This window comes from Mesorhizobium sp. M4B.F.Ca.ET.203.01.1.1, from assembly GCF_004791025.1.
GTDB classification, from domain to species: Bacteria; Pseudomonadota; Alphaproteobacteria; order Rhizobiales; family Rhizobiaceae; genus Mesorhizobium; species Mesorhizobium abyssinicae.
Genome location: NZ_SRUO01000021.1, coordinates 45886 through 71166, shown reverse-complemented (window position 1 = coordinate 71166; position 25281 = coordinate 45886). Strand labels below are relative to the sequence as shown.

Genomic DNA, 25281 nt, shown 5'->3' with positions numbered 1-25281 from the left:
AATCATTTGGTGGTTGTCTGCTTCAGGAAGCTGGGAACGCAACCCAGGATTTCGACGCTGACGACGTGACGCTGACCTCGGACAGCAGAACACCCCGCAGCCCTTCGTAAACATCGGAAACCGGCACCTGCAGCGCTTCTCGCCAGTTACGTCCTGCCTCGAGCGCCGTCGCATAGTCGCTGTACAAGACGGCGAGCGCTTCGAGGTAGCCTTCGGGAGAGCCGGCCGGCAGGCTGGTCGCCTGTTTCGCGTCGGCCGAGAGGTCGCTGTTTCCGCGACGATAGGTGAGGTCGCCTTGGCCAAGCCGGAAGACACTGAGCGTTTCCGGTGCTTCCTGCCGCCATTCCATGGTGGCCTTGGAGCCGACGATCTTGAAGCGCAGGCCATTGCGATGGCCAGGAGCGGCAAAGGAGGACCACAAAAGGCCGTTGGCGTTGCCCTCGAATTCCAGCTGGATCAAGTCAGTGTCGTCTAACCCGAAGGAGTCGACGGTTCGCATCAGGTTGGCGCTGAGTGCGGTGCACCGGAGACCGGACACAAACTCGAGGATATTGAAAGCGTGCGTGCCGATATCCCCTAGCGCGCCCGTCGGTCCCGCCTTTGCTGGGTCGCCGCGCCATATCCCGCCCTTGCCCAGCTTCGACGGGTCGTTGACCAGCCATTCGAGCAGATACTCCACATGCATGAAGCGAACCTGCCCGATCTCGCCCGCGCGGATGCGAGCGCGCGCGTCTCGGACCATGGGATAGCCGGTGTAGGTGTATGTCACGGCAAAGAACGTGTCATTTGCCGCCGCTATCCGCTGAAGCTCGCGCGCCTGCTGCGACGAGTGGACCAGCGGCTTTTCGCAGATGACAGGAATGCCAGCTTCGAGAAACGCTTTGCATGGTTCGAAATGCAGATGGTTGGGCGTGACGATGATCGCGACTTCAATCGCATCGTCGCGTGCCGCTTCCAAGGCCGCCATGTCATGGAAGCTGAGGTAATTGCGGCCCGCGGCCACCCCAAGCGCCTCGCCGGCTTCAAGACAGGTCTGCCGGTCGGACGAGAAGGCGCCAGCTACCAATTCGAAACGATTGGTGAGCCGCATGGCAGTTCGATGACGGCTTGCAAAGAATGAACCACGCCCCCCTCCCACCATGCCGGCGCGAAAGCGACGTTTGCGGGGGATGTCGTTCGTCAGAAGGCTCATAGGTCCCCATCGCGCATTTCGGTCCATCTTTGGACTTGGTCGGAAGTGTCGCACTCGTCCTATTCGACAGCGGCTGCGATGAGGAACGGTCGACGGTATCCTTCCACTCGCGAGATCGAGCGACAAGTTCGCACGGTTCCAATCTGTGACGCAGAGTGACGCGATGTGCCTAGGTCGCTGTCTGTCGTGCATCAAGTCCAGGCTCCCACTTGAGCGCCGCTCAGCCGCGATGGTATCGGCGCCCGCAATCAATCACGACAGCCCGGGGTTGGTCTGATGGATAGGATATCACGGGGGGGCCTCCACGACCCCCGTTCCCCGTTTCCCGACATCGGAAATGAACGTCCAAATGCGTCAGGAATGGTGACTGTGCGAAATTGCATCGGTGAGCGGCTGGTAGTGAGGCTTATCGACCACATGATCGACGAACAGTGCCCTTGGCTCGACCTGCAGCGACGGTTCATCATGACATTGTGGCCTGGGACGGTTGGGAGTTATATCCGCTAGCCATGAAGACGGAAAAAGAAGCTGCCCATGATCTGTCTGGGAGGTTTGGGTGATGCTTTCGGAAGAGCGCCAGGCGATCATACGCGATCGATTAGCGGAGCAAGGCAAGGTCCTGGCCAACGCGCTGGCGCTCGAATTCCGTGTGTCGGAAGACACCGTACGCCGCGATCTTCGCGATCTTGCCAAAGCCGGGTTTTGCCGCAGGGTCTACGGCGGAGCGCTCGCCAGATCATCAGCGACCGGCACGGGAGGCGGGCGGTTGAAAATCTCCGTCTCCGATCTCGCGGCGCCGGCTGCTACCGCAACCAAGCTCGTGCAGCCCGGCGCGGTGATCCTGATGGATCAAGCAGCCCTAAGCGTCGCATGCGCTGCCGCTTTGCCCCGTGACATGGCCTTGACGGTTGTGACGAATGCTCCGTCAGTCGCGACGGCATTATCAGGGCATCGTCAAGTGCGCGTGGTTCTGTTGGGCGGCCTGTACGACCAGGACAAAGGATGCTCTTTTGGACCTGTCTGCCTCTCGCAGTTGGAGCAGTTCCATGCCGATTTCTTCTTTGCCGCCGATTGTGCCATAGATGCTTCCGTCGGCTTGACCGCATTCGACCTTGCCGAGGCTGAAATCAAACGCGCGATGTGCAGGCGGAGCATCGCTCGGGTAGCTTTTGCGACCGCAGACAGGATGTCGAGGGTCGCGCCCTTTCAAGTTTCGGGACCTGGAGAGATCGACCATTTGGTGGTCGGGCGCCAGCTAACTGCCGAGAGCCTCCAATTGTTTAGCAAGCAGGGCACGGTGATCCACCGCGCATTGGGGGGTCCAAATCGAAACCTCGACGATCGACGACCTAAGGACCTTCAACAAGATCCTGCATGAGGGTTTTGAGATCGCGAGCGACGTCGTAGCTGTTCATCTGATGCTGCTTGTTGCAGAACAGCTCGCAGCTCCACCAGCCATCGTAGCCGGTAGACTTCACGGCAGCTACCCACTCTCGAAGGTCTAGCGCGCCCTTGCCTGTTTCCACGTCGCGCAGCACCGGCTCGTTGGGGACTCCGCCCGCAAACGGCAGAGAGTCGCAGATGTGCACGCCGTAAATCAGATCCTTGTCCAATCGCGAGATTTGTTCGGGGCCATCGCCCGAGGTGTAACAGTGCCAGAAGTCGACGACGAGACGTATGTTGTCGCGCGCTGCTTTCCTGATGGTCCGAAGCTGCCTGTCAAGGGTGTTGAGCGGCGTCCAGGACAACGCTTCATGGTAGATGACCACATTGCGCTGGGCGGCAATGTCGGCGACCGCGGCCAATCCAGACGCCGTGATGTCGATCTGCTCCTCTATCGGCAGGCCAACAACGCCGCGGTAGAGATCGGGTAGCCGGGTAACGCTGGTGGGATCGAGAGCCTCAAGACTGATTGGACCTGTAATGACCTGAATGCCCTTTGATCCAACCGCCGAGGCAAGGTCCGTCAAAGCTTCCGCGTCTTTCAGCAGGTCCTTTCGGGCGTCGCCGTAGCGTTCCACGTCGAGAAGAAATCCAATTCCTGGAATGAAAGTATCGCCGACAACGCGCCGCAGCTCCTGCGGGCTGAAACCAGCGTCCAGGAAAGCGCGAATCTTGGCGCCGGATGCTTCCAGCCCATCGAAGCCGATCTGGTGTGCGATATCGAGATCAAGTGCAAGCGTGCCGTATCGCGCGACGAGTGCATGCAGGACAATCTGGTTGCGCTTCGACATGGGTTCCACCGTCATAAGTGGTTGACATTACCAGCAAGCAAGCCATACGCGTTGTTGAGGCGGAATTGCGCGGTAGTGCGAATTCTTGCGCGATATGCAGCACTTATCGCGTTATATCGCGTCGAAAATCTCCTGGAATCTGGACGCGTGTTGCGCCTGGCTGGAGCCAGTCTCGGCATATTTCGCCCATCGGCGGCTGGAAGCGGTCAACCCCTACTGTCGCAACTCTTCTCTGATAGCGCGTCACATTGCTTCGAATAAACCTACCCTGCGAACTTGTCGCAGGGCCTTCCATGGCTGCTTACTAAGAGCATGAACGAGGAGCATATCTCGCAACCGCCTCGTCAGCCAAAGATAAGAGGGTCGAACAATGAAACTGACCGGTGGGCAGATCGTCGCAAGAGCGCTCAAGGAATATGGCGTCGAATATGTGGCTGGCGTACCTGGACATGGCATCTGGGCCCTGTTCGATGCTTTTCTAGAGGAAGGCTCGCAGCTGCCTTTCATCCAGGTCATGCATGAACAGAGCGCCGTTCACATGGCGGACGGCTATTTCCGCGCCAGCGGCAAGCCCATGGCATGTTCGACGTCGGTCGGACCCGGCGCTACCAACACGATCATTGGGCTTGCGACAGCCTACTGCGACTCGACTTCCTTGTTCTATGTCTCGGGCTCCCCACAGACCTACATGCATGGCCACGGCACCATGCAGGAGATCGAGCGCCAGCAGGACAACGCCTTTGCGCGCATCACCGAGCAGGTGACCAAGCGCGCCTGGCAGGCTCAATCCGTTCAGGTTCTGCCGACCATCATGCATCGCGCCTTCAACGAGATGCTCACCGGCCGTCCGGGCCCCGTGCACGTCGAGGTACCGATGGACGTGCAGGTCGAGGCGGCCGAGGTGAGCATTCATCCGCTGGATAAGCGCCTGCCGATCGGTGTGGCCTACCCGGATCCGAGCGCGATCGAGGCGGCCGTAAAGCTTCTGTTGAACGCCGAACGGCCGGTCATCGTCGCCGGTGGCGGCGCCATCACGGCTAACGCTTCGAACGAATTGACCCGTCTGGCAGAGCGGCTCGGCGCGGCGGTTTCGATCACCTGGAACGGTAAGGGCGCCATCTCGGAAGATCATGAGCTCTTCATCGGCGCAGTCGGCCAGACCGGCACGACATGCGGCAACAAGATCACCGCGTCCGCTGACGTCGTGATCTCGGTAGGCTGCCGCTTTACAGATTGGTCGGCATCTTCCTACGCCAAGGGCGTTTCGTTCTCGATCCCCCCGGGCAAGCTGATCCACATTGATCTTGACCCGCGTGAGATCGGCAAAACCTATCCGACCGAGGTTGGCATCGTGTCCGACGCAAAGGTGGCGTTGGAGGCAATCCTGGCGTTGATCTCGGAGGCAGATGCCAAGAAGGCCCTCGCAAAACGCGAGAAGTTCCTGGCGGACGTCCAGAAGGCGAAGGCCGACTGGATCGCCCAGGTGTCGCCGCGCGAAAACAGCCGCGAAACGCCCTTCACATCGCAGCGGCCACTGGTCGCTTTGCGCAAGGTCCTCGACCGCAATGGTATTGTGGTTGTCGGTTCGGGCAACACCCAGGGTTCGGTGAAGCAAAGCTTCCCGGTCTACGAGCCTCGCACCCACCTGACCTCCGGCTCCTATTCGCCGATGGGCTGGGCGGTGCCGGCGGCTTTGGGCGCCAAGCTCGCATGCCCGGATCGCCAGGTCGTGGCGATCGTTGGCGACGGCGACTTCATGATGTCGCTGCCCGAAATGGGCACTGCCGTGATGAACGGCATCAATGTGGTGTTCCTCGTGTTGAACAACTCAGGTTACATGTCGATCCGCGGTGGCCAGCGCAAGTTCATGGGCCGTCACATCGCTTCCGAATTTACCCATCACTCCGGGAATGGCCAGCCTTACTCTGCCGATATCACGGCCTCCGCCCGCGCATTCGGGCTCGAGGCCTGGAAAGTCGAGAAGGATGAAGATCTCGAAAGCAGCCTGAAGGCAACTCTGGAATGCGGAGGCCCGGCTCTTGTCGAGGTCATTGTCTCGCGCGACGCGGCGGGACCGTTCGCGACCGGCTGGTGGGATTTTCCGTCGCCGGCCTACTACGAAAAAGAACAGGCCGGATACGCCGAGATGCGCGCCCGCGAGCAGCACCTGTAGCAGGACCGACGTGAGGGCGGGCCGGCCCCGCCCTCAAACTTCGCCACCCATCTCGTTGAGGATGCGGCGCCCACGCGCTCGCGAACGAAGAGCTATTGCAATGATACGCACCGTCAAGTCCGCCCGAGGCAGTGTCGCAGACGATGGTCAGCCGGCAGTTACCGCGACAGTTCAGGCCTTGCTGGCCCAGGTCGAGAAGGGCGGCGACAAGGCGGTGCGCGAATTGTCCGTCCGCTTCGACAAGTTCGACAGGGATGACTATCGCCTGACCAAGGCCGAGATCGACGGGTGCATCAACGCGTTGACCAAGCGCGAACGCGATGATCTCGATTTCGCGCAGGACCAGGTGCGCAGGTTCGCCGAAGCCCAGCGCGCGACCCTTCTCGATCTGGAGATCGAAACGCTGCCGGGAGTCGTTCTAGGCCACAAGAACGTGCCGATCCAGAATGTCGGATGCTATGTCCCGGGCGGCAAATATCCGCTGCTTGCGTCCGCCCACATGACTGTCTTGACCGCCCGAGTGGCTGGTTGCGAGCGCGTCATCACCTGCGCCCCGCCGTTTCAGGGCAAGATCGCCGAGAAGATTGTCGCCGCCCAGGCGCTCGCCGGCGCCGACGAAATCTACTGCCTCGGCGGCGTCCAGGCGATCGCCGCCATGGCCTACGGCACCGAGACGATCGCTCCCGTCGATATCCTGGCCGGCCCTGGAAATGCCTATGTGGCAGAAGCGAAACGGCTGCTGTTCGGCAAGGTCGGCATCGACCTTTTCGCCGGTCCGACCGAGACGCTGGTGATTGCCGACGACAGTGTCGACGGTGAGATCGTGGCCACGGATCTGCTTGGCCAGGCGGAGCATGGCGTCAGCTCTCCTGCTTTGCTGATCACCAACTCGGAAAAACTTACCCGCGACACGCTGGATGAAATCGAGCGTCTGCTCAAAATCCTGCCGACCGCGGCTGTCGCGGCCAAAGCCTGGGAGGATTTCGGCGAGATCATCCTGTGCGATACGATCGACGAGATGGTGGCCGAGGCCGATCGCATCGCCTCCGAGCATGTCCAGGTCATGACGCGTGATCCGGACTACTTCCTTGAGAAGATGAAAAACTATGGCGCGCTGTTTCTCGGTGCCCGCACGAATGTGTCGTTTGGCGACAAGGTCATCGGCACCAACCATACGCTGCCGACCAACAAGGCCGCGCGCTACACTGGCGGGCTCTGGGTCGGCAAATTCCTCAAGACCTGCACCTATCAGCGCATCCTGACCGACGAGGCCTCGGCCCTGATCGGAGAGTACGGCTCGCGTCTCTGCCTGATGGAAGGGTTCGCCGGGCATGCCGAACAAGCCAACATCCGGGTCCGCCGCTACGGAAGAAAGAACGTCGGCTACGCCATGCCGGCCGATCCAAGCTGACTGCAACCGGCCCGATAACAGCGAAAATGCGACCGGGCTTCAACCTCCAAAAGGGGAAGAACGATGACGAACCTTAAGAGAATGCTGCTCGCCGCTGCCCTGGGACTGCCCTTTGCGGGCCAGGCAATGGCACAAACCAAAATTGAAGGCCTGCATGTCTGGACGTCGGCGAGCGAGGTCGGGGCCCTGAAAGTCATCACCGACAAGCTCAAGACCATGGGCTTCGAGTGGCAGGACAGCGCGGTTGGTGGCGCCAATGGCGCCAATGCCCAGCAGGCGTTGCGCACTCGTGTCGCCGCCGGCAATCCGCCTGCGGTGATGCAGTTCCTCGGCTTCGAAGGACTGGGCTGGGCCAAGGAAGGCGTGCTGCGTTCGTTGAATGACCTTTATGCCAAGAACAGCTGGAAAGCCGCCCTTCCTCCGGTCATGCTGCAATTCCTGGAGCAGGATGACAGCTTTTTCTCGACTCCGATCAACATGCATCGTCAGAACTGGGTTTGGGCAAATAAGGCCGTCTTCGACAAGGCTGGGATCGCCATTCCCACAAGCTGGGACGAACTGATTGCCAGTGCCGAAAAGCTGAAAGCGATTGGTGTTACGCCGATAGCGATGAGCGACGAGAGCTGGCAGATCGAAGAGCTGTTCGAATCCATGCTGATCGACGTGAACGGCCCCGATTTTTACAAGAAAGCAGCTATCGATCTTGATGAGACGGCGCTGTCCAGCCCCGAGATGATCAAGACGTTTGAACTTCTGGGCAAGGTGCGTGGATTGCATGATGCCGGTTTCACCGGCCGTGACTGGGCGGCTGCGACCAACTTGGTCGCCAACGGCCAGGCAGGCATGCAGATCATGGGCGATTGGGCGAAGGGTGAATTCCTCGCCAAGGGCATGAAGCCCGGCGTCGATTTCCTCTGCTTCCCGACGCCGACCGCCACGCCGAATTACAAGTTCGTGTTCGATACCTTCGGCGGCTTCAAGATCGACAATGGCGATATCGCAAAGGGGCAGGACGCGGTCGCGGAAGCCATCATGGACCCCGAGGTTCAGAAGAAGTTCAATCTGATCAAGGGCTCGATCCCGGCTCGTCTCGATGTGCCGATGGACGATTTTGACGACTGCGCCAAGCGCAGCTTTTCGGACCGCGTCGCTGCCATCAAGGACAACGCCATCTACGGATCGCTCACCGACGGCTTTGCTGTCGAGCCGCGTTTCTCTGGCGTGTTCCAAGACGTCGTCGGCAAGTTCTTCGTCACGGATATGAGCGCGGAAGACGCGGTCAAATCCCTGGTCGACGGGATCAACAACGCACGCTGAGGCGTGCGTTCGCTGCCGGGGCAATGCCTCCCATGAGGTCCCGGCAGCGCCTTTCTCGCAGCTCCATTGACCCAACCTGAGGGCAAGCCGATGAGCAGACCCACCCCTTTATCGAACCGTATTGAGCATTGGTTGCCACGGCTTGTGCTGGCGCCCAGCCTCTTGGTTGTGCTGGTTGCGGTCTACCTGTTCATCTGCTGGACGGGTTGGATCTCGCTCTCGTCTTCCATGATCGTGCCGAAATACGATTTTGTCGGCCTCAATCAGTATGTCCGCCTGTGGTCGACGCCGCGCTGGCACACGGCCGTGTTCAATCTGTTCGTCTTTTCAACACTGTTTTTGGCCCTGACCACCGGGCTCGGACTGTTGATGGCAATCCTTCTCGACCAGAAGATCCGCGTCGAAGGCACATTGCGGGCGATCTTTCTCTACCCGATGGCGCTGTCCTTCATCGTCACCGGCACCGCCTGGAAGTGGATTCTAAACCCCGCTCTGGGTGTGCAGAAAGTGATCAATGAGCTCGGCTGGACCAGCTTCGTTTTCGACTGGATCGCACAGCCGACTTTCGCGATCTATTGCGTGGTGATAGCCGCCGTCTGGCAATCGACCGGCTTCGCCATGGCGATCTTCCTGGCCGGCCTGCGCGGCATCGACAATTCGGTCATCAAGGCCGCCCAGATCGAGGGCGCAAGCCTGCCGCGAATCTATCGGACAATCGTCGTGCCGATGCTGCGCCCCGCCTTCCTGAGCGTGATCGTCTTGCTCAGCTATATCGCAATCAAGAGCTTCGATCTCATTCTGGCGCTGACCAACACCGGACCCGGTTCCGCGACCGAAATGCCTTCCACCTTCATGTACTCCGCCACCTTCCGGCGTGACCAGATGGGCGTTGGCGCAGCCAGTGCGATGATGATGCTGATGACCGTCGCTGCGATCATCGTTCCGTATCTCTATTCAGAGCTGAAGGAGTCCCGCGATGGCCACTAATGCCGCGTCCTTGGCCACCAGTTCCACGCCCTTGGCCACCAATGCCAGGTCCTTCCGTCGACAGCATCGTATCGGCCGTGCCGTGATCTACGGCAGCCTGTTTTTCATGGCTGCGTTTTACCTGATGCCGCTCTGGGTGATGATCACCACTTCGGTGAAACATCTCGATGAGATCTATGCCGGCTCCTTTATCGGTCTGCCACAGCAAATCAGCTTCGATGCCTGGCGCACCGCTTGGTCAGAGGCTTGCAACGGAACCGCCTGCAAAGGGCTGAAACCCTACTTCATCAATTCGCTGCTGTTGACGATCCCAGCCGTAATCATGTCGACCGGCATCGGTGCGATCAACGGCTATGTCATCACTAAATGGCGGTTTCCCGGCTCCAACGTGATCTTCGGGCTGCTGTTGTTCGGCTGCTTCCTGCCTTTCCAGGCAGTGATTCTTCCCATGGCGCAAACGTTGGGCATTCTTGGTCTCGCCGGGTCTCTTCCGGGGCTCGTGCTGGTCCACACGGTCTACGGCATCGCGTTCACCACGCTGTTCTTCCGCAACTATTTCGTCAGCATTCCCGATGAACTTGTAAGAGCGGCGAAGATCGACGGTGCCGGTTTCATCAGGATCTTCGTATCGATCATGCTGCCGGCGGCCCTGCCGATCATCGTCGTGTCCTGCATCTGGCAGTTCACCCAGATCTGGAACGACTACCTGTTCGGGGCGTCATTCACCGCTGGCGAAAATGCCCCCATCACCGTAGCGCTCAACAACATCGTCAACGTCTCGATGGGCCGCAAGGAATACAACGTCGACATGGCTGCCGCCATGATCGCCGCGCTTCCGACCCTTTTTGTCTACGTCGTCGCTGGAAGATATTTCGTGCGCGGCCTTACTGCCGGCGCCGTGAAAGGCTGATGCCATGTCAACTCTCGAAATCGATCGTGCTCGCAAACTCTATGGTGAACTCGAAGTTCTGAAGGAGGTCAGCATCTCCATCGGAACCGGTGACTTCCTCGTACTGCTCGGCCCTTCGGGCTGCGGCAAGTCCACGCTGCTCAACATGATCGCGGGGCTGGAAGAGATATCGGGCGGAGAAATCCGCATCGCCGGCAAGGTGGTCAACGACCTCTCGCCGAAAGATCGGGATATTGCGATGGTGTTCCAGTCCTACGCGCTGTACCCCACGATGACCGTGCGCCAGAACATCGAGTTCGGCATGAAGATACGCGGTGTGCCACAGGCCGAGCGGGACAAGGCCGTGAAGACCGCGGCAGACCTGCTCCAGATGACGCATCTTTTGAATAGGAAGCCGTCCCAACTTTCGGGCGGTCAGCGACAGCGTGTGGCGATGGGGCGCGCGATCGTGCGTCAACCCAAGCTGTTCTTGTTCGACGAACCTCTCTCCAACCTGGACGCCAAGTTGCGCGTCGATATGCGCACGGAGATCAAGCGCCTCCACGCACGATTGGGAACCACCATCGTCTATGTCACCCACGACCAGATCGAGGCCATGACGCTCGCCACGCGCGTCGCCGTGATGAAGGACGGCGTGGTCCAGCACCTCGACGATCCGCAGTCGGTCTACGACCGGCCGGCGAACGTATATGTGGCCAAGTTCGTTGGCTCGCCATCGATGAACATCATTCCGGCGAAGCTCGAGGTGAAAGAAGGCCGCGCGGTTGCTGTCATCGACATCCCTGGCGCGGCGCCCACTGAACTCGCCGGAATTCCGGTCTCGTCGCAGGCGGCTGCCAAATACGCCGGGCGCAGGGTCCTTGTCGGGATCCGTCCTGAACTTTTCAGCCTTGCCGGCGCACAGTCTGCGCAAAAGCTGTCGGTAAATATCGACGTTGTCGAACCGACCGGACCCGACACGCTTGCCCTGTTCCAGGCAGGTGGCGTCGAGGTCACGGCGCGCGTGCCACCACGAGCCGTAGCAGCCCGCACGCCCGCGACCCTCGCTGTCGATACTGCCAAGATCGTGCTGTTCGATGCTGAGACCGAACAACGCATAGATTGAGGCGCCGACTTGGACCAGACAGCAGATATCGTCATCATCGGATCGGGGATTGGAGGCGCGTCCCTGGCCTATAGCCTTGCCGATAGCGGCAGGCGTATCGTGATCCTGGAACGTGGCGAGCACCTGCGGGATACCCCCGAAGCGCGCGATGATACGGCCATATTCCTCAAGGGATTTTATCGATCGAGCGAAGAGTGGATTGGCACCGATGGCGAGGCTTTCCTGCCGGGCAATTATTACTATGTCGGCGGCAATTCCAAGTTCTTTGGCGCGGTCTTGTACCGCTACAGAGAGGAAGATTTCTCGCCTCGCCCCCACATGGATGGCGCTTCACCAGGGTGGCCGATCACCTATGACGAACTCGAGCCGTGGTACGAGCGGGCCGAGGCGATCTTCAAGGTGCGCGGCGATGCCTCACAGGACCCGACGGAGCCGCCGCGTGTGAGCCCCTACCGCTTTCCCCCGGTGCAGGACGAGCCCGCCATCGCCGCTGTGCGGGCTCGCCTGAACAAGGCAGGCGTACACCCCTCCAGTCTTCCCCTGGCCATCGACATCGATGAATGGCTTCGCCGCGCCAAGACCGGATGGGATGCTTTTCCCAATACTGGATCCGGCAAGGTCGATGCTGAGGCCGGCCCGCTGGCGGCGGCGCTCGAGCACGGCAATGTCAGCCTCTTGACTGGGGCGAATGTCTTGCGCCTGGAGACCGATCCGGCCGGTCAGCAGGTGATTGCCGCGGTGTTCCTGAAGGATGGCGTTGAGCAACGCATCAGCGCTGGCGTCTTCGCTGTTGCGGCCGGCGCCGTCCAGACCGCTGCGCTGCTGTTGCGGTCTGCCAATGGCGCGCACCCGCGCGGGCTGGCCAATGGCTCCGACCAACTCGGCCGAAATTTCATGAACCACAACACCACCGCCATGCTGACGATCGATCCGCTATCCGCCAACACATCGGTTTACCAGAAGACGCTTGCGTTCAACGACTTCTACAATGCCGATCCGGAGACCGGATTTCCGCTCGGAAACGTCCAGTTACTCGGACACATTACGGGAAATATCCTGAAGGCCAACGCACCACTACTGCCGCGCTGGCTGGCCGGTCTGATAGCCCGCAATTGCTATGGCTGGTTCCTAACCAGCGAGGATCTGCCCAATCCCGACAGCCGCGTCACGGTCAGCAACGGCCGCATCGTCATGCATTGGGTGCGCAGCAACATGCGGGCGCACGAGACCCTCATCCGCAAGACGCGTCACGTCATGCGCAAGGCGGGCTTTCCCATCGTTCTCACCCGAACTTTCGGCAGGAAGACGACTTCGCATCAGTGCGGCACTGCCAGACTAGGGAACGATCCGCAGACGTCGGTCGTGTCGACCGATTGCCGTTCGCACGAAATCTCAAACCTCTACGTGACCGACGCTTCGGTACTTCCTACATCAGCGGCCGTTAACCCCGCACTGACCGTTGCGGCCCTCGCCATCAAGGCTGGCGCCGCCATCAAGCAGAGGTGACGGTGTCACCTCCCGCGGCAGAGAGGACGCCGCTGAAGGCGAGCCCTGGTGGGACGCCGAGAACCTGAGCGTCGTACCCCGCAGAGGCCCGGGTCCAAGGCTTGCGGCAGCCCCGTCAGGCCGATCGGGTCCACAGGCAAGCGATGGGGCGGTGTGTGGTGCCAGATCCTGTCCTGAGAGAGGAAGCAACCATGTTTGTCGAACGCATCGAATCCGACCTGATCGGACCGCTCGCTATCCCTGGCAATGTGCTCTACGGCGTGCACACCCGTCGAGCGGAACAGAACTTTGACATTTCGGGGCTGCGCCTGAGGGATTTCCCCGAGCTCATCCAGTCGATGGCCATGGTGAAAAAGGCCGCTGGCCTGGCGAACATGGAACTCGGACTGCTCTCGCCCGAAAAGACACATGCCATATCGGATGCCTGTGACGAACTCATCGGACTTCGGGGGATCGAAGAGAATTTCCCCGTGGACATGATGCAGGGCGGGGCCGGCACGTCCACGAACATGAACGTCAACGAGGTTGTAACGAACCTGGCCTTGATCAAGCTCGGCGCAGCCGTTGGCGACTATACGAGACTGCACCCCAATGACGACGTAAACCTTTCCCAGTCGACCAACGATGTGTATCCGACCGCAATCCGGCTGACGGTGTTGCGAGCCTGCGAGGGACTGGTATCCGCAAAGGTCGGCTTGCGTGAGGCGTTCCGCGCGAAAGCGCTGCAGCATGCAAATGCCCTGAAGGTCGGCAGAACTCAGCTTCAAGATGCCGTTCCGATGACAGTCGGGCAAGAGTTCGGGGCCTTTGCCGAACTCATAGATGAGGACATCATCCAGCTTCAATCGGCATCGAGATTGTTGCTGGAAATCAACCTCGGCGGTTCGGCAATCGGCACGTCGATCAACGTGCCTCGCGAGTTCCCCAGTATCGTTTGCCGTCATCTGTCGCAAATATCCGGGATTCAGCTTATCGCCGCGCGCAACCTTATCGAGGCAACGTCCGACACCGGAGGTTTTGTCTCCTTTTCAGGTATGCTGAAGCGCATCGCTGTCAAGCTGACCAAGATCTGCAACGATCTGCGCCTCCTTAGCAGCGGACCGCTCGGCGGCCTCGGCGAGATTCGCTTGCCGCCGGTACAGGCCGGCTCTTCCATCATGCCGGGCAAGATCAACCCCGTCATTCCGGAGATGATGAACCAGCTCAGTTTCCAGGTCATTGGGAATGATCTTGCCGTGACGCTCGCCGCGAGCGCCGGGCAGCTCCAACTGAATGCAATGGAACCGGTGATCGTCTTGAACATCCTGCAATCAATGCGGTTGTTGACGAGAGGAATGCGGATTTTCAAAGAGCGCTGCGTGGACGGGATCGAAGTCGACGAGGATCGCTGCAAAGCCCTGCTTGACCAATCTCTTGCTTTGGCCACGCCGTTGGCAAAGCTCATTGGCTATAGCAAAGCGGCGGAGCTGTCGAAGCGCGCTTTGGCAGGGAAGAGAAATTTGCGCCAGGTCGTTGAAGACGAAGGTGTTCTGCTCCCTGAACAGATTGAGCAAATCTTCGGCAACAGCGCCGAGTTCATCGGTCTTTCAGATGCTCCTTAGGATTTATGGTCGTAAGATATATTCCGTTCCGTAGAGATTGTGATGCGTTGTTGTAGCGCAAGATCGGAAGCGCTTCCGAAGGAATAAGAAGTTGTACGCTTCAAGTGGCTCCGTGTGTGCGTGAGACGAGGTCGGGCTTTTCTAAAGTCATCCACCATCTGGTGGACGAATGAAGCAGTGACGTCGACGAAGCGCCGCATCTCCGCTTCGGCCGGGGTTGCTTGGGGAACCGGCTGTCGGGGTAGATGAAGGCCAAATACTGGCCTTGAAGCTACCTGACGCGCGGCGGCTGTGCGGTTTGTCGTTCGCCAACTGACGGCCGCATTTCCGGCTGTAACTGCACCTGAAGGCTGAAGGGTGGACGTAAGTATAAAGTATGGTGCCCTCAGCCAATCGAAACGGGATCAACTTGAAGCGCTGTGGAGCAAGTGACGCCAAGCGACGCCAAGCGACGCGCAAACTGAAATGGGCAAAGATACTCCCGGCCGCGAACGGCGGCCTGAGCGACAAGGTTATAGTCGCAATCTTGAAGGTCTGGGGGTCGACGATTTATCGGACCCGGCGGGGCCTTGTGGAAGCGAACCTGGAGAAGCGCTCGTCGAGGAGACGCCTCGCGTGCCGTCACAGTGCCGCCCCTGCGCGCATGTCTTGACGCTAATGTCGATTTTCCTAGCGCCAATCAGAGCAAAGGACGCGCAGCTACGCAAGACATGCTTCACCTCGCTTCAACAAACCTGTGTCTGCGAAATTGTGTGACGCGTCAATCTGGAAGAACCTACTGGAAGAACAAAGTGCGCGGTCAACAGGGTTCGACCAGCCGCCGGGGACATGCATTACAACTGAGACTTTGATGATCGTGGCCCAGCCGACTCCGCGGCTGAAAATTGAGCCACGTACTCAAAAGTGCGAGCGGACGACGGACCGTCACCCGCCGGGATAGGCAAAAGATGAGCCTGGCACGAACAAGGACTAGTGCAATCCTGGCGGGCCCCACGGTCGCCTACATGTTGGCTTTCTTCGTCGTTCCCAGCCTTATCCTTCTCGTCTACAGCTTCTGGTCATCCGCCTCCTACCGCATCGTTCCGGATTTCCAGTGGGGCAACTATGCAGACTCGCTGATGTCGCCGGTGTTCTGGAAAGTCACCTTCAACGCCATCCGCATCGGCCTGTTGACTGCTACGGTCAGCCTGATCCTCGCGATTCCGGTCGGCTACTACCTTGTTTACATCAGCCGCTCGCAAGTCATCCTCTACCTAATCCTGATCACGTGGTTCTCGAGCTACCTCGTGCGCATCTATGCCTGGCGCACGTTGCTCGGCACCAACGGCGTGCTCAACACGGTCTTGCTACAGCTCGGCCTTATCGACCATCCACTCGAGGCGTTACTGTTCAACTCCTTTGCAGTTACGATCACGCTGGTTCACGTTTATCTTCCATTCTGCATTCTGCTGGTGGTGGCCTCGCTCAGCGAGATCAAACGCGACCTGATCGATGCCGCGCGCGATCTCGGCACCACGTCGTTCGGCGCATTTCATAGGGTCATCGCGCCGAACGCGGCGAACGGTCTCATTGGCGCCTTCATGCTCACCTTCATTCTCGTCTCGGGCGACTACGTGACGCCGCAGATGCTCGGCGGCGCATCTGGCCAAACCACCGGACTGCTCATCGCGGACCAGTTCCGCAAGACCGGTAATTGGCCGCTGGGAGCGGCGCAGGCGTTCATCATGTTCGCTGTCTCGGTGCTTCTTTACACGATCCTGCTGGGGCTCGGCCGCGTCAGCGGACTGATCGTCAAACGCCGGCGACCAACCGCCTCCGCGGAGGCTTAAATGCTGATCAAGCTCGTCGTGTGGACCATCCTAGCCTTCTTGCTGGCGCCGCTCGTCATCATCGTGCTGTTCAGCTTCCACGATTCGCCGTCGCTTTCCTTTCCGTTCGCCGGCTTCAGCCTGCGCTGGTACGAGGAATTGCTGGGCAATCCGCAACTGAGCGCCGCGGTGCTGAAAAGCCTTGGCATCGCGCTGCTGACCGCTGTCATCACCCTGCTGCTCGGCGCGACGGCTTCTTTGGCTTGGCTGCGTTCCGGTCGCTTCGGCCGCAACCTGATCGAGGCAGTGACGGTCACGCCGATCGCGCTGCCCGGCCTGTTCGTCGGCGTGTCGCTGCTGGTCCTCTTCGCCCAGGCTGGGGTGCAGCTTTCAACTGTGACCATCGTCATCTCGCATGTCGTCATCGCCATCCCGATCATGATTGTGGCCATGAAGGCGCGACTTACCCTGTTCGACATGTCGCTGGAGGAAGCGGCTCGCGACCTGGGCGCCAGCCAGTTGCAGACCTTCTCGCGCGTCACGCTGCCGCTGATCGCGCCGACGCTCATTTCCTCGGCAATCCTCGCCTTCGCCGTCTCTTTCGACGAGTTCGTCGTGACGTCTTTCGTGGCAGGCACCGAGACGACGCTGCCCATGTACATCTGGTCGATGATGCGGCGCACCGTGACACCCCTCATCAACGCCATCTCCACACTGGCTCTCGCCTTCTCAGTCGTCATTCTGGTAGGCGCGTGGGCGATCGGCAGGTGGCGTCGCAGTTCATCCATCTCAGGCCGCGAAACGTCGTGAGGAGCCCAGCATGACCCCTCCCAATCCCATCATAGAGATCAAACGCGGCAAGAAAGTCTTTGGCAGCTTCATCGCGCTGTCCGACATCGATCTCGCGATCGAGGAGGGCGAGATTCTCACCCTGCTCGGGCCGAGCGGCTGCGGCAAGACCACGCTGATGCGCCTCATCGCGGGCTTCGACAGCCTGACCGAAGGCTCGCTACGCATCGGCGGCGTGGATGTCGCCGGCGTGCCGCCGGAGCGACGGCCCGTCAACATGGTATTCCAGCGCTACGCGCTCTTCCCGCATCTGGACGTCTTCGAGAACGTCGCTTTCGGCCTAAAGGTCAAGGGCCTTCCCAAGAACGAGATCAAGGAACGCGTTCAGCGGATGCTACACATCGTGCAGCTGGACAGCTTCGCCAACCGCTATATCGATCAGATCAGCGGTGGGCAGAGCCAGCGTGTCGCGTTGGCGCGGGCGCTTGTGAATGGACCGAAAGTCCTGCTCCTCGACGAGCCGCTAGCAGCTCTCGACCTCAAAATCCGCCAGCACATGCTTTCTGAGATGAAGCGCATCCACGCGGAAACCGGTGCCACCTTTGTCTACGTAACACACGACCAGGACGAAGCCATGATCCTGTCGGACCGCGTTGTGCTCATGGAGAAAGGACGGTTCGTTCAGGTCGACCGCCCCGAGGACATGTATGCGAAGCCTAAGTCGCTGTTTGCTGCGAAATTCCTCGGCGAGACCAACCTGTTCGAGGCCAAGGTTACACACGTCAACGGCGTCGGTACAACGGCGGTAACGCCCTCCGGAATCCGCTTCCTCGCAAGCCACGCGCCGAATGCGTCAAGGGACGACAAAGTTGCAGTTTCCCTTCGTCCGGAATCGCTGAGTTTCCAGGAGGGCGACGCAGCGCGGCAGTCGGTCGAGGGGACAGTCGACGACATTGCCTTCATCGGCAGCCGCTCCTTCTATACCGTGCGGCTGGACGACCAGTCCTTCGTCCGCATCCAGGTGCAACGCGACGGCCGCAACCTCCTGCCAGCGTTGCATGCGCGGACCAAGGTTTTCTGGGACGCCCACAATGTGGTGATGTTGCCAAACCATTGACCCAGCCGCCGCCAGGAAGGCAGGGCCGCCCACCATTCGCAGGATGGCGCACGGCTTGCGTCGTCAAGCGGCGGCAATTTCGATCATGCGAAATTGTGGAAGCGTCTGCGAAGCGGGAAACTTTCCAAGCCAAGAAACACGAAAAGGGGAACGAAGATGAGACGAATTTGGTCAACAGGCGAGATCCTGCAGGCGAGGGTAGGCCGCCGCTCCTTCCTTCAGGGCGCCACGGCTCTGGCCGGCGGCGCAATGCTTGGTCCGCTTCTGCCCTTCCCGGCGCGCGCCGCAAGCGGCGACCTGCAGATTATGGCTTGGGAAGGCTGGGAGCTGACAGATGAACTCGCCGACTGGCGTGCCAAGAACGGCATCAACGTCCAGGTCAGCGCCATGGGCAATCAGGACGACGTGACGACAAAGTTCAGCGTGCCGAACCCGCCGCCCTTCGACGCCGCCGAGTATAACCAAGGCTACGCCGACCTCTACCTCGACGTTTTGAAGATCGCCAAGCCGCTCGATAAGGTCAAGCTGTCGAACTACAACAAGGACAATCTCTTCGACGTCTTCTACGACAAGCCGACCTGGTTCCGAAACGGCCAGCTCTACGGCGTGCCCTATGCATGGGGACTCAACGCTTTGGTCTATAATCCGGCGCTGATGGAAAAGCCTACCTCCTACGAGGACCTGCTCAAGCCCGAGTTGAAGGGCAAGATCGCCTTCGTCGATGATACGCTCGCCACTTGGCCTATCGCTGCCCGTATGGCCGGCCTCGGTGACAAGTTCCCGAATGTCACGCCCGACGAGATGAAGGCCATCTTTGAAAACCTCAAGAAGTACCGCGACCAGTCGCGAATCATCAGCCTGACCTACGGAGACCTCGTTTCGCTGTTCGTTTCGGGCGAAGTGGCCGCGCTCTTCTGTGGTTGGACCGGCATCCCGGTCGAAACCGCCAAGCAGGGTGTCAAAACCGAATACACGATCCCGAAGGAAGGCGCCGGTACCTGGTGTGATGCCTGGTTCATGCCGCCGTCGGTCGACAACGAGGATGCCGCTTACGCCTTCATCGACATGGCGATTTCGCCGGAAATCCAGGCCAAAGTCGTCACCCGCAACGCCGCCGGCGTGGTATCGCCGAAGGCGGTTGACCTTTTGCCACCGGAGACCAAGGCGCTGTTCGACTATTCAGACGTCGAAGGCATCTTCAAGTCGTCACCGCTGCTTGGCATTCCACCGCTTGAGTCGACCCAGTTCGCCACTTACGCCGACTGGGTCGCAGCTTGGAATGAATTCAAGGCCGCCGGCTGACCGGCGCCTCGCTCTTTCCTCTTATGCCCGCATAGTGAGGCGGCCTCGTCCTGCGCCGCCTCGCTGTCTCTTAACGGATAGCAGATGCCCGACTACATCGTGATCGGGGGCGGCTCGGCCGGATGCGTCGTCGCCTCACGCCTTTCCGAAGACCCCGCTACATCCGTGCTCCTTCTCGAAGAAGGCCCGGAAGACCGACACATCGCGATCCATCTGCCTGCAACGGTCTACAAGACGGCGACCGGCAATTTGCTGCAACGCTTCGAGCAGGAAGTCACAGCCGGAAACCCGAAAGCCCGTCCGCCGACCATGGTGCAGGCGCGAGTGCTGGGCGGCGGCTCATCGGTCAATGCCATGCTCTATGTGCGCGGCATCCCCTCCGACTATGACGGCTGGGCAGCCAACGGCGCCGAAGGATGGTCCTACGCAGATGTGCTGCCGTTCTTCTTGAAGGCGGAAGATAACGACACGCTGGCAGGCCCAGCGCATGCGCGCGGCGGACCTCAACACGTATCCAGTCCCGAGCATGTCAGCCCGTTGACCAGGACTTGGCTGCAGGCCTGCCAACAGGCCGGTATTCCCTATGTCGCTGACTTCAACGGTGGCGAGCAGGCGGGCTCGGGCCTCTACCAGCTCACGCTGCGCAACGGCCGCCGTGCCAGCGCGGCCGTATGCTACCTGAGACCGGCGCGCAGGCGGCGCAATCTCTCCGTACAGACCAGCAGCCGCGCCCTGCGCATCCTCTTTGACGGCAAACGGGCTGTCGGCGTTGAGTATATGCGCGGCGGCGTCCGCATCGTGGCGAAGGCCGAACGCGAGGTGATCGTGTCGGCAGGCGCCATCAATTCGCCCCGGCTGCTGCAACTCTCAGGGATTGGCCCGGCCGCGCATCTGGCCCAGCTGGGCATTCCGGTGGTTCATGACCTGCCCGGCGTTGGCCGGGGCCTCCAGGATCACATGGATGTCTATCTGATCTATGAGCTAAACGGCCCACACGGTTACGACAAGTACAAAAAGCTGCATTGGAAGGCTTGGGCGGGGCTGCAATATGCGCTTTTCCGCAAAGGTCCGGTCTGCTCGAACATCATCGAAGGCGGCGCCTTCTGGCGGGTCAATTCAGACGATCCGCACCCCGACATCCAGTTCGCCTTCCTCGCCGGCTCGGGGGTCGAGGACGGCGTCGCGCCAGTAGAGAGCGGCTATGGCTGCACACTCAACGCCTGCCAGATCCGGCCGCGCTCACGCGGCTTCGTCGAACTGCGCTCGGCCGACCCGGTCGATCCTCCGCGCATCCAGCCGAACTATCTGTCGGACCCCTATGATCTCGACACCATGGCCCAAGGCGTGCGCCTCGGCCAGAAGATCATGAGCCAGTCGCTGCTGGAGCCCCTAATCAGGCGCGAGACGCACCCTGGCCGGCAAATGCGATCGATGGACGACTACCGCCACTACGTCAAGGAAATGGCGCAAGGCGCATTGCATCCGACCGGCACGTGCAGGATCGGCAAGGACGCCAGGGCTGTCGTCGACGGCCAATTGCGTGTCCACGGCGTTTCGGGGCTGCGCGTCGCCGACGCTTCCGTCATGCCAACCGTGCCGTCCGGCAACACCAATGCGCCAGCGATCATGGTCGGCGAGCGCGCCGCCGATTTCCTCCGCCGCAGCCGCAACGATCTTTGATGATCCTGGCTAACGCGTGTGATGCGCGTCAGGCCGACGCGGTGCAAGCCTGACCCTCTTTTGCCAAACCGCACAACACGGTTCCGCAGACCGCAGTGACGCTCCTCCAGTTTCTGACTGAATGGACACCCGCGCTGACAAGGAGGAGGCGCACTTTCCGAAAGGAGTGCGCCAAAAGAGCCGCTAGCACGGGGCGCGTAATCGACCGGCTACGACCTGACCAAGCTCTTCATCGGGTCCGAAGGCACTCTCGGCGTAATCACACAACTCACCATCCGCGTTCATGGCGTCCCAGAAGAGACCGTCGCGGTGTGCGGCTATCCTTCGCTGAAGGCTGCGGTCGCCACGGTGCCTCAAATTATTCAACTTGCATTGCCGATTGCGCGAGCGGAGCTGATGGACGAGCCCGCCATGCCGGCATGCGTCGACTACTTCAAGCTCGATTATGAATACGGCCTACCTTGTTTTTCGAATTCGCTGGCGCGCCCCAAGCTGTTGCCGAACAGATAGCCACTGTCGGGGCGAAATCCGCCGAAATGGGCGGAGGCGAGTTTCGCTGGGCCAGAGGAGAGCGGGGCGGCCCTGTGGCGCGCGCGCCATCGCATGCACAGTGCGTTGTTGGCCAGCCGGCCCGGCGCGAAGGTAATGCCCACGGATGCTTGCTTCGGCAACAGCGCCGAGTTTGCGGGTCTCTCGAACGCCGTCTCGGCTTGAAGGGCAAACGGCCCCGCGTGAGGCACTCGCAGCCACAAAGCCGGGTTGGCAAGCACGATATCAATGAAAGTGGGGAGTGACGTACTGAGTGGACTTCAAAATCCAAGCAGACGGGTAGCATCTGTCAGGTCGGGAAGGGACAGGACTCCTTCCGGGAAATTCGTTGGTGACGGGCCGTTGCGGATTCCGAGGAACGGGATTCCCAGTTCGATCGCCGCCGAACACTCGGTGATGGAATCACCGACAGCCACCACCGTTTCCCGGGCAAGGCCCAAGGCAAGGATCCCGGTGAAGGCCTCATGCTTTCTGGTAGGCGCACCGATGACGATTTCGAAATAGGGGTTCAGGTCGCGTTGTCGGACGATCTCGACCAACTCTCCATGCGGCGTACCCGAGACGACAAAAAGCCGGGAGGGACCGCGAGCGGCGTCCAGCAGCGATCTGGCCCCGGGGATGAAAGGTGCGGAAAGTACCTTCTTGAAAACGATATCCGTGAACCTTTGTGACAGGAAAGAAAGTCTCTCCTCGGTCGGTTCCTGGCCGAGCATCGTTTTGTCAAAATGTTTGAACTTTTCTCGACGAGATACGCCTCCATGCTTGCGCTGATAATCCAGGATGAAAGCAGCCCATTCTTCGCCTTTCTCGGAATAGATCTCCGCAAAAGCCTGAGCCTTGATCTCGGCTGAATCCAAGATGACGCCGTCGAAATCGAAGATTATCGCCGAAGGGCGGGCCGGGAGAACTGTCTTAGGGGGCACGCCTTGCCTCTTCATTGCGATGTTTCCCATGGCAGCAGCGGCAATGGTCTACACGGCGCTGGCGAGGCGCAGTTGCTTCAGGCCTCGCGGGGGGCAAGCCGATTTTCTCACGATCAATTGAGAGTCCAGCCGCACAAAGCGAGGAGACTCTCCTGTGGAAAGCGACATGTGGAGCATCTCGGCGCTCAGGCGTCCCATTTCCTCGGCGGGCACGGCAATCGTCGTCAGCGGAGGGTCCAACTGTGCGGCATACTCTGCGTCGTCGAAGCCCACGACGGAGATGTCCTGTGGAATGCGAATCCCAAGCCGGCGGCTTTCGCTTAGGGCGCCGAAGGCAACCACGTCGGTATTGCAGACCAGTGCGGTTGTGTCGGGATATTTGACCAGCAGGGCGCGCATCGCTTCGGCGCCGTCGCGGATGGTAAAGTCGCGAATAATGATGTTCTCCTCGCCCTCCAGTTGTCTCGCCCCTATGAAATCCTTGTAGGCGGCAATTCTGGTGCGCTGACGATCGCTGCCCTTCGGGCTGCCAGCAATCATGGCAAAATTTCTGTGGCCAAGATCCGCGAGGTATTCCATCGCGCTCTGGGTGGCGGCGTAGTTGTCAAAGCCGATACAGGGCACGATCTCTTCGGGGATATACGAGTAGGTCGTGACGACCGGTATATGCGGCTCCTTCAGGTAGCGCACCAGTGCCGGATCCTCTATCGCCCCAACCAGCAGCAGCGCTTCGGCGCCGCGATCGACCAGCGTCTTGACCTTCTCGAACACGTTGGCGTGCTCGAAACCTGTCGTGGCGACAATCGTGATGTAGCCATGCTGAGCGAACGTATCCTGGAAGTGATTGATCATCTTTGCAAAGATAGCGTAGTCGAGGGTGGGAATGGCGGCCCCGACAATGTGTGTCTTACGCGACCGAAGCGCCTTGGCGGCAGGATTGGCGGCGTAACCGAGGCGTTGCGAAATCGCCAGCACACGCCGGCGCACATCCTCGCTGACGAGATCGGGCAGGTTGAAGGCTCTCGACACTGTCGCGACAGATACGCCCGCCTCCCGGGCGACATCGAACACGCCAGCTCGTTTCTTGAGCTTTGACTGTTTCGTCTTTTTACCGGGCATACGCCGCCACCGTGATCGTTGGTTTCACCGACCTTCAGCCTTTGTCTTCGACTTCGCCCGGCTTGACAAGTCATAAAGCGCTTCAGGTGAAATCGTTTTCATATTTCAAGATTGGCGCTTGACAAGGGGGTGCTGGGTCATGAAAATGAAAACGTTTACACGATTTGGGAACGCTAAGGCGTACTCGGTTCGCCTTGCATCAAAACAGGAGGAGCAACAAGTGACCGACCCGATCAGACTGCCCTTTTCCCGTCGCGACTTTTTGAAGGCTTCCGCCGGTCTTGCCGCGGCGATGGCGGCGTATCGCGCCTCGTCGGCCTATGCGGAGGAGGTGACGCTCAACATCCTCAACAGCAACTCGGTGTGGGCCGGGGCCCTGACTGACCAGGTGGCGAAGGCCTACACGGGCGCAAAGATCACCGGCGAGTCCAATCCCTATGAGTCGCACTATGAAAAGATGCTGATCGAGCTCTCGCAGGGCTCCGAGACGTTCGACATCATCACCACCGACAGCCTCTGGGTTCGCCAGCCGCAGCGCAATAAGTGGGCGCCGACGATGGAAGACATCAAGGCTGCGACGCCGGGCCTTCCCGACATCAACTACGGGAACGTCACCGAAGGATCGCTCCAGTACTCGATCTATCAGGGCAAGCACTACGGCCTGCCGCTCGCCATGACAATTCCAGTATTCATCTATCGCCGGGACCTGTTCGAGAAGGCTGGCATCGACAAGGTGCCTGTCACCTGGGACGAGTATGTCGCGGCCGCCAAGAAGCTGCACAGTTCGGATGTGGCCGGAAACACGCTGTGTCTGGGAGGGCAGGACGCCCACATGTCCGGCGACTGGATGACCCGTGTCATGGGTATGACGAAGCTTGCGCCCACGGATGACGGTTGTTTCAACGATGCCAACGAACCCGTCTTCAATTCGGAACGGCAGGGCGAGCATGCCATCGAGCGGCTGAAGGAGGTCTTGCAGTATTGCCCGCAGGGCGTGTCCGGCTTCGACTATCCGGAAGGCCAGTCGGCGATCGGCCAAGGCACGGCAGCCATGATCATATCCTGGTCGGACGCGCTCTCCGGAATTGAGAGTGGACCGCACGCCGGCAAGTTCGGTTACGCCGTGGCGCCCACGGAGAAGTTCCAGCAGTCGATGATTGGCGGCTGGACCGTGGTGTTGAATGCCTCGAGCAAGAAACAGGCCGAAGGCTACAAGTTCCTGGCCTGGCTTGCCGATGGTGGCTACAAATATTTCTCGGAAGCTGGCGAAACGTCGATTTGCTACAAGCCGGATCTGGACAATCCCGAGATGATCAAGAAGATCCCCGGACTTCACGTCTTTGAGGATTTCAAGACCCGCGGCACGCAACCGATCGCTATCCCGCCGTACCGCCTCACCAACGCGGTGGAAGTGCAGCGGGCGATCTACGAGGAGGTCCTCGCGGGCGTGACCGGGCGAAAGACGCCCAAGACCGCCATGGTCGATGCCGTTGATCGAGTGGCAAAGCTCATCAAGGGCTGAAGTCGCCGCACCGGTGCGTCGGGATATCCGACCGTC

Annotated in this window: 20 protein-coding genes; 16 read left to right on the top strand and 4 right to left on the bottom strand. The window is 60.2% G+C overall.

The genetic code is table 11. The annotated features are described in order from the left end of the window. Positions 1–22: 22 nt before the first annotated feature. Positions 23–1192: a Gfo/Idh/MocA family oxidoreductase gene (locus EN846_RS29880; RefSeq protein ID WP_128346048.1), complete on the bottom strand. Its 1170-nt coding sequence runs from the start codon at positions 1190–1192 to the stop codon at positions 23–25. Between the two features lie 559 nt (positions 1193–1751). Between EN846_RS29880 and EN846_RS29875 the strand changes: the two genes are divergently transcribed. Next, entirely contained in the window at positions 1752–2570 is an 819-nt protein-coding gene (locus EN846_RS29875; RefSeq protein WP_127308979.1) for a DeoR/GlpR family DNA-binding transcription regulator, read from the top strand. Here EN846_RS29875 and EN846_RS29870 read toward each other — a convergent pair. Further along, positions 2542–3426: a sugar phosphate isomerase/epimerase family protein gene (locus EN846_RS29870; protein ID WP_127308980.1), complete on the bottom strand. Its 885-nt coding sequence runs from the start codon at positions 3424–3426 to the stop codon at positions 2542–2544. The genes EN846_RS29875 and EN846_RS29870 overlap by 29 nt on opposite strands. 370 nt (positions 3427–3796) lie before the next feature. Here EN846_RS29870 and EN846_RS29865 point away from each other — a divergent pair, with 370 nt between their 5' ends. The 14 genes from EN846_RS29865 (at position 3797) to EN846_RS29800 (ending at position 21642) form a co-directional block, all read left to right on the top strand. Continuing rightward, complete coding sequence (locus tag EN846_RS29865) at positions 3797–5599, top strand: thiamine pyrophosphate-binding protein (RefSeq protein ID WP_135913931.1); 1803 nt, start codon at positions 3797–3799, stop codon at positions 5597–5599. A gap of 100 nt (positions 5600–5699) precedes the next feature. Further along, positions 5700–7010 carry a histidinol dehydrogenase gene (gene hisD / locus EN846_RS29860; protein ID WP_127308982.1) on the top strand — a complete coding sequence of 437 codons (1311 nt, stop codon included), beginning with the start codon at positions 5700–5702 and terminating at the stop codon, positions 7008–7010. Positions 7011–7073: 63 nt separating this feature from the next. Beyond that, entirely contained in the window at positions 7074–8327 is a 1254-nt protein-coding gene (locus tag EN846_RS29855; RefSeq protein WP_128346049.1) for an ABC transporter substrate-binding protein, read from the top strand. A gap of 90 nt (positions 8328–8417) precedes the next feature. Then, positions 8418–9314 carry a sugar ABC transporter permease gene (locus EN846_RS29850; RefSeq protein ID WP_127308984.1) on the top strand — a complete coding sequence of 299 codons (897 nt, stop codon included), beginning with the start codon at positions 8418–8420 and terminating at the stop codon, positions 9312–9314. Next, the gene (locus EN846_RS29845; protein ID WP_245478121.1) at positions 9304–10224 is read left to right on the top strand and encodes a carbohydrate ABC transporter permease; all 921 of its coding nucleotides are present in this window, start codon (positions 9304–9306) and stop codon (positions 10222–10224) included. The genes EN846_RS29850 and EN846_RS29845 overlap by 11 nt, the downstream gene beginning before the upstream one ends. Positions 10225–10228: 4 nt before the next feature. Continuing rightward, on the top strand, positions 10229–11329 hold the full coding sequence (ugpC, locus tag EN846_RS29840; RefSeq protein ID WP_127308985.1) for a sn-glycerol-3-phosphate ABC transporter ATP-binding protein UgpC: 1101 nt from the start codon (positions 10229–10231) through the stop codon (positions 11327–11329). A gap of 9 nt (positions 11330–11338) precedes the next feature. Then, positions 11339–12835 (top strand): GMC family oxidoreductase, encoded by a 1497-nt coding sequence (locus EN846_RS29835; protein WP_127308986.1) that lies wholly within the window; start codon positions 11339–11341, stop codon positions 12833–12835. A gap of 191 nt (positions 12836–13026) precedes the next feature. Then, complete coding sequence (locus EN846_RS29830; RefSeq protein WP_127308987.1) at positions 13027–14436, top strand: aspartate ammonia-lyase; 1410 nt, start codon at positions 13027–13029, stop codon at positions 14434–14436. Between the two features lie 947 nt (positions 14437–15383). After that, complete coding sequence (locus tag EN846_RS29825) at positions 15384–16265, top strand: ABC transporter permease (protein ID WP_127308988.1); 882 nt, start codon at positions 15384–15386, stop codon at positions 16263–16265. Next, complete coding sequence (locus EN846_RS29820; RefSeq protein ID WP_127308989.1) at positions 16266–17054, top strand: ABC transporter permease; 789 nt, start codon at positions 16266–16268, stop codon at positions 17052–17054. 10 nt (positions 17055–17064) lie between these two features. Continuing rightward, complete coding sequence (locus EN846_RS29815) at positions 17065–18150, top strand: ABC transporter ATP-binding protein (protein ID WP_127308990.1); 1086 nt, start codon at positions 17065–17067, stop codon at positions 18148–18150. Between the two features lie 156 nt (positions 18151–18306). Then, positions 18307–19452: an extracellular solute-binding protein gene (locus EN846_RS29810; protein ID WP_127308991.1), complete on the top strand. Its 1146-nt coding sequence runs from the start codon at positions 18307–18309 to the stop codon at positions 19450–19452. Positions 19453–19536: 84 nt separating this feature from the next. After that, positions 19537–21132 (top strand): GMC family oxidoreductase N-terminal domain-containing protein, encoded by a 1596-nt coding sequence (locus EN846_RS29805; protein ID WP_127308992.1) that lies wholly within the window; start codon positions 19537–19539, stop codon positions 21130–21132. A gap of 216 nt (positions 21133–21348) precedes the next feature. Further along, on the top strand, positions 21349–21642 hold the full coding sequence (locus tag EN846_RS29800; protein WP_127308993.1) for an FAD-linked oxidase C-terminal domain-containing protein: 294 nt from the start codon (positions 21349–21351) through the stop codon (positions 21640–21642). 299 nt (positions 21643–21941) lie between these two features. Here EN846_RS29800 and EN846_RS29795 read toward each other — a convergent pair whose 3' ends face one another. Both EN846_RS29795 and EN846_RS29790 read right to left on the bottom strand, forming a co-directional pair. Beyond that, entirely contained in the window at positions 21942–22619 is a 678-nt protein-coding gene (locus EN846_RS29795) for an HAD hydrolase-like protein (protein WP_187331425.1), read from the bottom strand. Between the two features lie 33 nt (positions 22620–22652). Further along, on the bottom strand, positions 22653–23723 hold the full coding sequence (locus tag EN846_RS29790; RefSeq protein ID WP_127308995.1) for a LacI family DNA-binding transcriptional regulator: 1071 nt from the start codon (positions 23721–23723) through the stop codon (positions 22653–22655). A gap of 118 nt (positions 23724–23841) precedes the next feature. Here EN846_RS29790 and EN846_RS29785 point away from each other — a divergent pair, with 118 nt between their 5' ends. Then, complete coding sequence (locus EN846_RS29785) at positions 23842–25245, top strand: extracellular solute-binding protein (protein ID WP_135858839.1); 1404 nt, start codon at positions 23842–23844, stop codon at positions 25243–25245. Positions 25246–25281 lie beyond the last annotated feature (36 nt).